Here is a 13,164-nt window from a genome sequence, read left to right as displayed (position 1 = left end):
ATAAGCCAGATATTAAAAAACTGCAACCCCTGAGGAGATTTAACATTGCTATCCTCCTCGGAAGTTACAGCTCATTTAAATCTCTATATTATTAAAAGTAAAATGGTTTAAATATACTATATCATATCAATATAATAAAAGTAAAGTTTTTTTCTTAAATTATTTTTTGTTCCCACTGCATTGCTTTTAATTCACCTGATCCGGCTACTACATAGCCATCTTTTTGATTAACAATGCGCCATCCGTGCCCTTTAACCGAATCACATACTGTAACAATACCTTCTTCAAGAAGCACACGGCACACACTACTAATACCCGCCTTATTTTGCGTTGAAGTTGTATATAAAATATGTTGATCTACACTTAAGTCTAAATAACTACTTGCTTTCTGCTCACTTTGACATGTGTGCCAATATATTTTTTCACTTGCAATACTTTCATCTATTTTACAATAAGAAATATTCCCGCTAACTCCCTTGCACGATCCACTTGCCGCTACTAAATAAGAATTGTGTAAAGTCAACGCAGAGATCATTTGATTCATCGCAATTTTAATCCTCTTTAATTTACGTGTCTTCAAATCAAAGAGCCAAACACCACCATATTTAGCATGAATTTTCGTACCAATAAATAAGTAATGTTTATATAAAAATAACGATCGAATAGACGGTGCCGCACTGCCATACTCAAGAAACGGATGAATAGTTTCCCATGTCGAACCGAAATTATTAGAAAGATACAGCATTTTTTCTCCATGAGCAACAACAGTTCCTTGTACATTGCTACATACATTCCAACTCGTTGCTTTTGTTGGAAAACGCTGAATTGTCCAATTCTCTCCACCATTCATACTACGAATAAAAATCCCTTCGTCACCTACACCATAAACTACATTATCTTCGCTATGTAAATCCCTAATTCGTTTTTGAAAACCATTTAAAATTCGTTTCCATTCTCCGTCTTGTTCAACAAATAAGCCATTATATGTAGTAGCTAACAACAGTTTTCCATCTCTTAACTTTGTAATAGCAGTTGCACTTAACATTGTCTCCACGTTGACACTCCCATTCTTAGAACTTCTCAGCAAATGCAATTGCAAAATTACTGCATTTTTCAACATCCTCTTCATCTTCTGGAGCTAATTCAATTTTCAGCCCTTCTTGTACAAGCTCTGCACCGCGTTCCACAAGACGTTCTTCAAATATCGTTACCGCTTCACAAAACAGTTCATACGCCGTATCACCCGATCCGAATACCGCTACCTTTTTCCCAGCTAAATCTATATTTTCTAAGTCATCATGAAAATCTTCCGCTTCAAATGGTAATTCACCATCGCCCCACGTATAAGATCCTAAAATGATTCCATCATAAGCTAATAATTCTTCAGCATCCATGCCTTCCATTTCTTGCAATACTACTTCATGATCAAAAGCATCTAAACTAACTTTAATTAAATCAGCAATACTCTCTGTATTTCCTGACATACTTGCATAAGCTATTAAAATCTTTGCCACTTTGGCATCCCCCTCTAACAATAAATGATTCTCATTCTCATTATATTAATAATGAGAATCAATTTCAATTATTTTTTTCTACTTTTATTTACATTTCACATTACTTATTTCAAATAAAGTGAAAGTTTAATGAGTCCTCACCAATCAAGCTTTTTCAGACAGCCCACAAAGAGCGGAATAAATAAAAAAGCACAGATGACTATACAATCATCTGTGCTTTTTTATTACTTTTTAAAAATACCAAACGGCTTTCCAACTGGTAAAACAACTTTTCCAAAGTGTGTGTTTAACACTGCTGCTGCTGAACCATAGAAAGATAATAATGAAATAAGAAGTTCAGAATATGCTGCTAAATTATGCATTGCATGCGGCATAACACCTAAAGTACTTAATGAAAGACCGATAAATAAGAAATCAATAAGGACGAAGATCATAAATAATACTTTATGTGTTTCCATTGCACCAATTGTCATAAAGATTGTGAAAATCAAATATCCGATAAAGGCTACACCAAGCTGTTTTGAATCTGCAGCTTGTGCTAATTTTTCGCCAAATACTCCAAGTTGAATTAACCAAGTCATTCCAACACCTAGCCAAAATAGACCGTACGCACCGAATGCTGTTGTACCGAATGTATTGTTATGCTTTGCATCGTGAATGCAAGCAAAGATTTGTGCGAATCCTCCTAAAAAGATTGCCCATGGTAATACAAGTGAAACGCCATCTGTTAAGCCTAACTTTTGAGATGATGCTACAAGTGTTACCATCGCTAATCCAAATAGACCAATTCCAGATGGATCCGCTGTTGTCATTTTCACATGATGTGTAGTAGTTTGATTGCTCATATAAACCTCCTGATTATAAACATACTCGAATACAATACTTAAATCAGAAGCCTATGTCAATGGTTTTTTTTGTATGTTGTCAGACGTTATATTTTATAATGACTAAATATATTTTCGACCACTTCATAAGGTTTTATATTCACTTTTTCCAACTCGTTTATCGGTAGCCATAACGGAATATAACTTCCTCTACCTTCCCACTGAAATTCCTCAGCTGTTCCGCTTCCGAACACTCCGCCTGTAATATAGGCAGCATAATAATATTCATTTCCTTTATATTTTACCTTTGCAATGAGGTGCTCCACTTTTATATGTACCCCTAATTCTTCGTATACCTCTCTTTTCATTGCTTCTTCAGGCGTTTCACCTTCCTCAATCCCTCCGCCCGGAAAAACATAATATGTTTCCTCTTCTCGAATACGTTTTATAAGAGCGATTTTTCCTTCCTGTACAATGATAGCCGCCCCGCGATTTCTTATCATTTTATTACCTCAATACAAATCGCAACTGTTCCCCACTCTTTTTCTTGTTCTTTCGTATATATTTTGTATGTACTTTCTAACATTTCCTCTAAACTATCATTTTCACAATCCAATAATTTTTTATCGATTTGTTCATACATGGCTTTAAAGCTCTCGTATCGCTTTATTTCCGTTACTTTTACCGTCATCATTTCTTTTGTCGTAAGATTCGTAAATACGATTTCATCGCCTTTGTTTATTAGTTGACGTTTTTCATCGTATAGGCGTACTTCATATACTTTTTTTCCTGATTGAATTGACTGAAACGGTTTATTATATAGACCCATTTCGTATCGCATACATCCCACTTCCTTTTGTTCATTTCACCTATTAATACAGTTCACATTACTACATCTTGCATATAATATTCCATACGTATCACTTAATTGAGAAAGGAGGCTGAAGAAGCATGTTATATTTAAATCAAAAACCTGAATATAATAAATATGATATTGGTGATTATACTTATAGTAAAGTAGGGCCAACCATTTTTTCTTGGAACGATGAAACAAAATTAAAAATAGGTAAGTTTTGTTCATTAGCAGAAGAAGTCGTTTTCATACTTGGCGGTGAACATCGCGCAGACTGGATAACAACTTATCCATTTAATGCACTTTTTGATGAAGGAGCACATATTACTGGTCACCCTTCTTCAAAAGGTGATATCGTAGTCGGCAATGATGTATGGATTGGTTATCAATCCTGCATTTTATCTGGTGTTACAATTGGTAACGGTGCCATTATTGGTGCAAAAAGTGTTGTTACAAAAGACGTCCCTCCATATGCAATTGTGGCTGGTAATCCTGCAAAATTTGTTCGATATCGTTTCCCACAAGAAACGATTGACAAACTAGAGAATCTCGCATGGTGGGACTGGGACATTTCTGTTATAAAAGGAGCCATTCCATTACTACTCTCCGACAAAATCGACGAATTTTTCACCTCACCCGAAAAAGAATCTACATGATAAATACAGAAAGAGCATCCTTTTTTCCGGATGCTCTTTCTGTATTTATTTTTTATTTATTTGCAAATGATTACACGGAGAACATTGAAAAGGAATTTTCCTTAAGCAATTAAGATTCGTTTCACAAATTTGTTCTATCGTTGGAACAAATGGAATGACAACTATGTTACTTTCTACCATTTGTGTAACAGGTGGCAATACTGTGCCTACTTGATGTTCGAAACGAATACTCGCTTGATTTATATAATTTCCTGAACCATTTGGCGCGCTCTGCACTACTACTTGGAACGAAACTGTCCGTGCTTCACCTGGATTTAAATTTCCTATAATAAAACCTGATACTGGGTTTACATTTGGCACTGGCGTATTATCAATCGTTACAGTTCCAAGGACAAATTGAACACTACTATCTAACATATCTTGAAAACGAATATTTTGTATTGCTGTATCCCCCGTATTTGTAATAACTGTCGTAAACGTAATAACATCGCCAATTGTTGCTGCCTGTAAATTTGCCGTTTTTACGACTGTCGTTGAGACATTTTGAGGAATAAACGGGATAACAACTGTATTGCTATCACCTTCAACTACTACTGGCGGCTCATTCGGATTTACAGTTGCGAGCCCATTTGCTATAGCAGTATTTGTAACTAAATTATTTATTTGTCCTCCTGTTATTACAACTTGGAAATTAATAATTGCTGCGTCATTTGGCTGAAAATCACCTAACGGAATACCGGTATTCGGATTAGCAAATGGAAGAGGTACATCATTTACCGTTACCGTGCCATTTATAAATAGCGTATTCGGATCAATGATATCTGTTAACACAATGTTGGTCACAGGAACTGTACTATCATTTATAACAGCGATTCCGTAAGTGACAACATCCCCTATCATTGCTACTTCAAAGTTTGCTCCTTTTGCAACAAATAAGATTGCAGTATTTACCGTCACTATAACTGTATTACTCGTATCCATCACTGTAACTGGCGGCTCCCCTGGTACTAAAATATATTCTGCTAACGCCCCAGCAACGTTCACTACTGTACCACCATCTGGAAAGCTCGTAATCGTAGCTTCATATGTTACAATCGCCGTCTCACCGACTGGAATGTCTACAATCGTAAATCCAACCTGCGGATTCACTCCCGGACGAGCTACTCCATTTACAGTTACACTATTTGGTACAAAAACAGCTTCCGGAGATAGGACATCGATAAATTGAATATTCATCGCATCAGCAGTACCAGTATTTAATATTCGAACCGTATACTTTACTGTTTCTCCTACTCCAACAATTGAATGATCTACTTCTTTTTGCATATCTAAACTGCCTCTATTTACTGGTGTGACTGTCGTATTACTTGAATTTGTAATTGTAGACGGAGGTTCTCCTGGAATCAATTCGAAATCACCCGTTACTCTTGCTGTATTCATAATGCTACTAGAAGGCGGAACTGCGATTATATTTACTTCAAATGTAATTAATACACTATCCCCTACTGCAAGATTAGGCAATGCAAAGCCTATAAATGGATCTAAACCTACTTGCGGAATCCCATTTATTTGTACACTTCCAAGAACGAATTCTAAACTAGGTGATGGAACATCGCTAAACTGAACGTTCGTCGCTGTTACCGTTCCCGTATTTGTAACTTGCACACTATACGTTAACGTATCTCCTAATCGTGTCGCTTCTTTATTTACAGATTTTATAACGCTGAATCGTCCTCTATTCACTCTAGTTATCGTCGTATTACTCGGCTCTGTTACTATAACCGGTGGCTCTCCTGACACTAAAGTAAAGCTTCCTGTTATATTTGCAACGTTCGTAATTGTTCCTGATGACGGTATGTTTGTAACTGTCGCTTGAAACGTCACTATAACTGTTTCACCAACTGGAATATCTCCAACTCCAAATCCAGTAATCGGATTTAAGTTTGGTTGCGGGGCTCCATTTATTGTTACACTATTTGGTAAAAATGACGCACCTGTTGAAATCGTATCAATAAACTGAACATTGTTAGCTGTTACTGTTCCTGTATTCGTTATTTGCACTGTATACGTCAATACATCTCCAACTAGAGTAGCGGCTCTATTTACTTGTTTAATAACATTAAAGCGTCCTCTATTTACAGTTGTGAGTGTTGTATTACTTGGCTGATTTACTATAACTGGTGGTTCTCCTGGTACTAAAATAAAGCTTCCAGTAACATTTGCCGTATTGGCAATTGTTCCGTTTGACGGAACGCTAACAACTGTTACTTGGAATGTGACTTCTACACTTTCACCTGGAGTTATATCGGGAAGTGAGAAGCCAGTGTTAGGGTCTAATCCAGGCTGTAACACACCGTTTATCGTTACACTATTTGGTACGAATGTTATAGAGGATGGTAATACATCACTATATTGAACATTCGTCGCTATCACTGTTCCCGTATTTTGAACTACTGTTGTATATGTGATTGTATCGCCTACTGCAACAACCGGCTGACTTACTGATTTTAAAACATTCAAACCAGATTCATTGATTTCTGTTAATGTCGTATTACTTGTCGTTGTTTCCGTAATAGGCGGTTCTGTTTCACTTACAGCAAATGTAGCTGTAACGTCTACAAAATTAACAATCGTTCCACCTTCTGGTATGCTTGTAACCACTTCCTGATATGTGACAAGTACAAAATCATCGACAGGTATATCTGGAACTGTAAAACCAATGAAAGGATTTAATCCTGGTGCTGGTACCCCGTTTATGCTCACACTTCCTGGTACAAATGCTACACCCGCGGAAGTAGTATCGATAAATTGAACATTCGTCGCTGGCACTGTTCCGAAATTAAAAATCAATACATCATACGTTAATATTTCTCCTACCGTCGCTACTTCTTTATCTACTAGTTTCAATGGAAAAATAAACGCTATATTAATTGTCGTAACGACTAAATTTGTTAATATCGTTTCCGTAATCGGTGGTTCCTGCGGATTTGGTTGTGAAGTAAATGTAACATCTGCATCATTTAATATGACTTCATTATCTGGAATTTCTGTAATCGTCACTTGGAATGTGACCTCAATACTTCCACCAGCGATTAATAATGGAGTAACTGTAAATCCTATTTCTGGATTTAATCCTGGTTGCTGCACTCCACCTATCGTTACACTATTGTCAACAAACGTCGTCCCTTCTGGAATGACATCTTGGAAGAGTACATCTGTAACAGGGATAATTCCTACATTCGTTATTAGCACTGTATACGTTAATACATCCCCGACAGCCCCAGTTGCAACATCAACTGTTTTTGTTGCTGTTACTTCACCAGGAGGAGGTAACGGTATTGTAACTACCGTTGTATTACTTGAATTCGTTGTTGTTACAGGTGGTTGTAAAGGATTCAATAAGAAAGTAGCTGTAGCAGATGCTGTATTTAATACTGCTCCACGTGTAGACGGTGCAACTACCGTAACTTGGAGCGTTACTGTCAATGATGTTCCAGCTGCAATATTAGGAAGCGGGAAACCAATATTTGGATCAAATCCAGGTTGAGGCGTTCCATTTATCGTTACACTATTTGCTACAAATGGTGTTTCTAAAGCAATTGGATCAAGGAAAGAGACATTCGTTGCTGTTACTGTACCGTTATTTCGAATGACAACAGAATACGTGTAAGTTTCTCCAAGTGCTGCTTGTTGTACAGATGAAGATTTTTGTATATTTAACTGTGCTGTGTTTACTTGCGTCACTACAAAATTACTATTTGTAACAGTCGTTATTGGAGGGTTTGCTGGATTTATAAGAAAACTTGCAGTAACGTTCGATTGGTTTCTTATATTTCCACCGCTCGGAATACTCGTCACTGTAACTTGAAACGTAATCGTAGATGTTTGCCCGACCGGAATATTTGGTACTGGGAAACCTACCATAGGATCCGCACCTTGCTGAACGACTCCATTTATCGTCACACTATTTGATACAAAGGCAGTACCAGACGGAATTGGATCTTGAAAAACAATATTCGTTGCAGGAACAGTTCCTGTATTTTGAATAAGAATCGTATACGTTAACGTATCTCCTACACCGGCTTGTGGTGTATTTACACTCTTCATTACATTAAGTGATCCTACATTCACTCGCGTCACAACAATATTACTAATCGTTACAATTGTAATTGGTGGCTGGAGAGGACTTACTTGGAAATCAGCAGTGACATTCGCATTATTCGGAAGAACTCTATTTGGTGGTATACTCGTGATTGTCACTTGAAAAGTGACCGTCACCATACCTCCTACTGGAATATTAGCAAGTGGAAATCCAGTTGTCGGGTTTAAACCTGGTTGAGGTGTCCCGTTTATTGTTACACTATTCGCTACAAAAGTGGTTCCAACTGGAATCGGATCAAGGAATGATACATTTGTCGCTGCCACCGTTCCACTATTTTGTATACGGACTGTATACGTTAACGTATCTCCTACACCGGCTTCAGTAGCACTTACACTTTTCCTTACATTTAACCCTGAAGAATTCACGACCGTCATAACAGTATTACTTGGTACTGTTACAGTAATCGGTGGCTCTGTTGGATTTACAAGGAAATCTCCAGTTACATTCGCATTATTTACGACATTATTTCCTTGGGGAATTTCATCAATTAATACTTCAAACGTAACAATAACACTGGCGCCAGTAGGTAAATCATTTAATGGGAATCCAAGTCCTGGATCTGCCCCCTCTTGTAAAACACCATTAACCAATACACTATTTTCAATAAATAATGTCCCTTGTGGAATTGAATCTTGAAAAAATACATTTGTAGCTGGTACACTACCTGCATTTATAACTTCGATTGTATATACTAAAACATCTCCTACCGTCGCAACATCTGTATTCACTGATTTCACAACTTCAAAGTTTCCTGATTGTACTGTCGTATTCACAACATTACTCGGAACATTAATTGTCACTGGTGGTTCACTCGGATTCACTTGAAAGCTTGCTGTTACATTCGCTTGATTTAAAATATCTTCATTTTCTGGATCCTGTACAATTAACACGTCAAATGTGACTACAACTGTTTGAGCCGCAGGAATATTCGGAAGAGAAAATCCTGTATTCGGATTTAGTCCACTTTGCTGTACTCCATTAATTGTTACAGAATTTGCAACAAATGAAACAGCAGAAGAAATAGGGTCTTGGAAAAATACATTTGTTAACGGAACGTTCCCTGTATTTTGGACGGCAATTGTGTATGTTAAAGTATCCCCTACTGCTGCTTGCATTGTATTCACTTCTTTTATTACATTCAAACCACCTGTATTAACTTGTGTCACAACTGTATTCGTTAGTCTATTAATTGTTATCGGTGGCTGATTTGGAATAACGACAAAATTAGCAGACACATTTCCGCGATTCGGAATCGTACCTCCTGACGGCGTAGATGTTACTCGTACTTGAAATGTAACAGTCCTACTTCCGCCAGGAGATATATTAGCTACCGTAAACCCACTCGCTGGATTTGCCCCAGGTTGTGAAACCCCGTCCACAGTCACACTATTTGCGATAAAAGTCGTTCCAATTGGGATTGGGTCTTGAAAAATAACGTTCGTTGCAAGTACATTTCCTGTATTTTGAATTGTTACCGTGTACGTAAGAACGTCGTTAACCGTTGCAAAAGCTTTATCCACTGTTTTTCTCGTTGTTATATCAGCTATATTAATTGTCGTAACTACAGTATTACTTGTCGCTTGCCCTGAAACTGGTTGTTGACCAGGCACTGGGGTAAAAGTAAATGTTGCACTTGCACGGTTTGGAATTGGATTGACAAGAGGGTTCGATGTTACTCGAACTTGAAAGCGCACTACAGTCGTTTGCGAAGCATTAATACTTCCTAGATTAATACTACTTGCTGGATTCGCTCCTGGACGTGCTACTCCATTTACCGTAACGCTATTTGCGACAAATGTTGTTCCAGCAGGGATACTATCAACAAAAATAACATTGCTCGCAGTGACATTTCCATTATTTGTGACATTAACTGTGTACGTTAATACATCATTAAGCGTTGCCGTCTGTAAATCTACAGATTTCTGCATACTTATAGTTGCTTGATTCACTGTCGTTTGTACTGTGTTTGAAGAAGACGTACTTGTAATAGGAGGACTACCAACGAAAGGACGAAATTGATATGACACCATTGCACGATTTAAAATAGGATTGGGATTCGGGAATGATGTTATTCGAACTTGAAATGTAACAATTCTTTGCGTGTTATTTGGGATTGTACCTAAATTAATTCCATTAGCAGGGTTTGCATTCGGCTGTGTTACTCCCCCTACCGTAACACTACCTGCAACAAACGTCGTTCCGTTCGGAATACTATCACGTAATACAACGTTTTCTGCACTTCCTGTTCCTGTATTTGGGACCGTAATCGTATAAGTGAGGGTATCCCCTACCCCTGCGATTGTTCTATTAACTGATTTAACAGGATTAATAATTGGACCTGTTGCATCAATTTGAACACCAAAACCAGCTGCAGCGTATCCATCTCCATTTGTAACAAATCGAACCGTTGCTGACGTTTGATTATTTACTAATGATGCAGAGGCATTTACATTCGTAATATCCCACCCTTGTCTTCGGACAGCTAAAGCTATCCCTAACGGCTGATTCAAATCTCCAAATGTCCCGGTTGTATCTAACTCTCCAATGTCATTACAAATTTGAGACTGGAAGAAATTATTCGCAGGGTTTCTCGGTCCGAATAATGCAACTGTAGCATTTGCATTCGGTCCAAAGCGAAGTTGATCTCCAACAATGTTAGAATCGCCTTCTTGAGCAGTTACGAGCACTCTTCCTGTAACAGCTCCTGTTGCCGGCGTAGCAAATCCTGAAATAGTAGCATCAACAGGCGGGGATGAAGCATCAATAATTTCTTGGCCTGCATAAACTGACAAATTCCGAAGAGGTAAACTTGCATTTTGATATACAACCTCAAGCGTCCAGCCAGCTGAACGACTGATTGTTGGATCAGCTGAAGTTCTTGCAGCGGGCACAGCACCTGTTGTATATGTGCCTGCCCCACCTGCACTAACAAGATTCGTTACATTAGCAGAGCGAGCATAATAAAACTGATTTCCTACTGAACCTTGCTGCGCGGTAGCGGGATCTGGCGTAACAGCAAACGTCCCTGATGGTGTTGTAAATGTAATATCATCATTTAAAAATGGTAAAACATCTTCCGTATCAGTCCGAAAAGTACCAGCCCAAACTAACTCTGCATATAGCACACTACTCCCCGCCGGAAGATTTAAAATTGCACTTGAAGAATTCAATTGCCATTCATCCGTCGTTCCTGCTGGGAACCCTGGTACTTGCAGCGCTGTATTTACCGTAGTAAATACAGCAAGTGTACCAAAAATATTACCTGGCGCAGGTGATGTAGGGCTAAGCCCTAACGTGTTCCCAGTGAACGTGACGGCACCAGGTACTGTTGTTGTAAAACGGTTTATAAAAGGCACACAATCATCTCATTTCATTTATAGTAAAAAGTGCTCTATACTATAAAATGTAGACAAACTATGCAATGTACGTTGTCCAACAAAATTCCGCACATACGAGAGGAGTTTATAAAACTATGCGCTACGTTATCATAACAGGAACTTCACAAGGTTTAGGTGAGGCTATTGCCACTCAATTGTTAGAAGAAAGTACAACTGTCATCTCTATTTCTAGAAGAGAAAATAGAGAACTTACTAAACTTGCAGAGCAATATAACAGCAATTGCATTTTTCATTCCTTAGATCTTCAAGATGTACATAACTTAGAAACTAACTTTAAAGAAATCATTTCATCCATTAAAGAAGACAATGTATCCTCTATTCATTTAATTAATAATGCAGGTACAGTTGCACCTATGAAGCCGATTGAAAAAGCAGAAAGTGAACAATTCATTACGAACGTTCACATTAATTTACTTGCACCTATGATTCTTACATCTACGTTTATGAAACATACGAAAGAATGGAAAGTAGATAAACGCGTTATAAATATTTCATCTGGTGCAGGAAAAAATCCTTATTTCGGATGGGGCGCTTATTGTACGACGAAAGCTGGTGTAAATATGTTTACACAATGCGTAGCAACTGAAGAAGTGGAAAAAGAGTATCCAGTAAAAATCGTCGCTTTTGCCCCCGGTGTTGTTGATACAAATATGCAAGCACAAATTCGTGAAACAAATAAAGAAGACTTCACAAATTTAGACCGCTTCATTGCATTAAAAGAAGAAGGAAAGCTATTATCACCTGAATATGTTGCGAAAGCTATTCGTAACTTACTAGAAACTGAGGAATTCCCTCAAGGCGAGGTTATTAGAATTGATGAATAACAAAAAGGCGTGCTAAAATAGCACGCCTTTTTGTTTTACTTCTCTAAAAATATGATCACAGATTCCGCAATTTGTTCATAACCAATTTCTTGATAAATTTTATTAGATGTCGGATTCGCTAAATCAGTATATAACGTAGTCGTCTGGTAGCCTTCATCTAACATACGTTGACTAAGTGCTGCTACACAATGAGATGCATACCCTTTTTTCCTTGCTTCTTTCGGCGTATATACGAAATTGACTGTTATATTATTTTTAGTTGGTCTCGTTTTTGCAGCTACAGAAACGAGTTTCCCATCCACTTCCAAACCAAACAGTCGATTTGTAGTTATTAATGTATACGCAGTTTGTTTTGCTTCTTCTTTCGTATTAGGAAGCTTTACGTCTTCACAAAATTGATATATCCACTGTTCTATTAACGGTAATTCATCATTATTTACCGCCCGGAAAAGTCCATCCGCATTACACTTCTTCTTTACTCTGTTGAGCTCATACACACCTTGTTCCATTGTAATATTCGTTTTCTTATTTTCTAATACCGCAATCTCTTCCGCTAATTTCTGTACAATTTTCTTATTACCGATCAATCCAGGAATATCCGGGTATACTTTCGTTAACTCTTTTGCAAGTTCCTCAATAGCTACTCCCGAAATTTCAGAAGTTGCAACAATGATTTGTTTCTTCTCTTCTGTTTGTAGAAATACAACCGCAATTTCTTCTCCTTGTTTCGCTATCCCCATAAATATCGGTTCTTGGACCATTTGTAATACACCTAATATGAGATTGTTTTCCTGCTCATTCTTTTCTAGAAATAGTGTAACATCTTCTTTAAAATGAAGAATCTCTTCATATACATGTAATTGAATCATCGACAATCTCTTCTCTCTATTTATATTTTAATTAAATATTGGCGATTAATTCATTAAATCCTTC

The 13,164-nt window shown here is 37.5% G+C and carries 9 protein-coding genes; 2 read left to right on the top strand and 7 right to left on the bottom strand.

Features of this window, described 5'->3' with window-relative positions; genetic code table 11:
- Positions 1 to 154 precede the first annotated feature (154 nt).
- The 5 genes from D1166_RS14460 to D1166_RS14440 form a co-directional block, all read right to left on the bottom strand.
- Positions 155 to 1,054, bottom strand: a complete 900-nt coding sequence (locus D1166_RS14460) for a WD40/YVTN/BNR-like repeat-containing protein (protein WP_000449493.1) — start codon at positions 1,052 to 1,054, stop codon at positions 155 to 157.
- 16 nt (positions 1,055 to 1,070) lie between these two features.
- Positions 1,071 to 1,514: a flavodoxin gene (locus D1166_RS14455; protein ID WP_001062752.1), complete on the bottom strand. Its 444-nt coding sequence runs from the start codon at positions 1,512 to 1,514 to the stop codon at positions 1,071 to 1,073.
- A gap of 224 nt (positions 1,515 to 1,738) precedes the next feature.
- Complete coding sequence (locus D1166_RS14450; RefSeq protein ID WP_000070938.1) at positions 1,739 to 2,359, bottom strand: acetate uptake transporter; 621 nt, start codon at positions 2,357 to 2,359, stop codon at positions 1,739 to 1,741.
- A gap of 86 nt (positions 2,360 to 2,445) precedes the next feature.
- Positions 2,446 to 2,841 (bottom strand): NUDIX hydrolase, encoded by a 396-nt coding sequence (locus D1166_RS14445; protein WP_000620827.1) that lies wholly within the window; start codon positions 2,839 to 2,841, stop codon positions 2,446 to 2,448.
- A complete protein-coding gene (locus tag D1166_RS14440; protein WP_001268347.1) occupies positions 2,838 to 3,179 on the bottom strand; it encodes an ASCH domain-containing protein in 342 nt (113 codons plus the stop codon). The genes D1166_RS14445 and D1166_RS14440 overlap by 4 nt, the downstream gene beginning before the upstream one ends.
- Positions 3,180 to 3,289: 110 nt before the next feature.
- On the opposite strand from D1166_RS14440, the gene D1166_RS14435 reads away from it, so the two are divergent.
- Positions 3,290 to 3,847 carry a CatB-related O-acetyltransferase gene (locus tag D1166_RS14435; RefSeq protein WP_000966304.1) on the top strand — a complete coding sequence of 186 codons (558 nt, stop codon included), beginning with the start codon at positions 3,290 to 3,292 and terminating at the stop codon, positions 3,845 to 3,847.
- 45 nt (positions 3,848 to 3,892) lie between these two features.
- Here D1166_RS14435 and D1166_RS14430 read toward each other — a convergent pair whose 3' ends face one another.
- Complete coding sequence (locus D1166_RS14430) at positions 3,893 to 11,365, bottom strand: DUF7507 domain-containing protein (protein ID WP_047386596.1); 7,473 nt, start codon at positions 11,363 to 11,365, stop codon at positions 3,893 to 3,895.
- Positions 11,366 to 11,481: 116 nt separating this feature from the next.
- Between D1166_RS14430 and D1166_RS14425 the strand changes: the two genes are divergently transcribed.
- Complete coding sequence (locus D1166_RS14425) at positions 11,482 to 12,231, top strand: (S)-benzoin forming benzil reductase (protein ID WP_001271050.1); 750 nt, start codon at positions 11,482 to 11,484, stop codon at positions 12,229 to 12,231.
- A 35-nt stretch (positions 12,232 to 12,266) separates the two neighbouring features.
- On the opposite strand, the gene D1166_RS14420 is transcribed toward D1166_RS14425, so the two are convergent.
- The gene (locus D1166_RS14420) at positions 12,267 to 13,100 is read right to left on the bottom strand and encodes a GNAT family N-acetyltransferase (protein ID WP_000615387.1); all 834 of its coding nucleotides are present in this window, start codon (positions 13,098 to 13,100) and stop codon (positions 12,267 to 12,269) included.
- Positions 13,101 to 13,164: the final 64 nt, after the last annotated feature.

It is taken from the genome of Bacillus sp. ISO11, from assembly GCF_003458115.1.
GTDB lineage: Bacteria > Bacillota > Bacilli > Bacillales > Bacillaceae_G > Bacillus_A > Bacillus_A cereus.
This window is presented reverse-complemented; position numbering and strand designations above follow the sequence as displayed.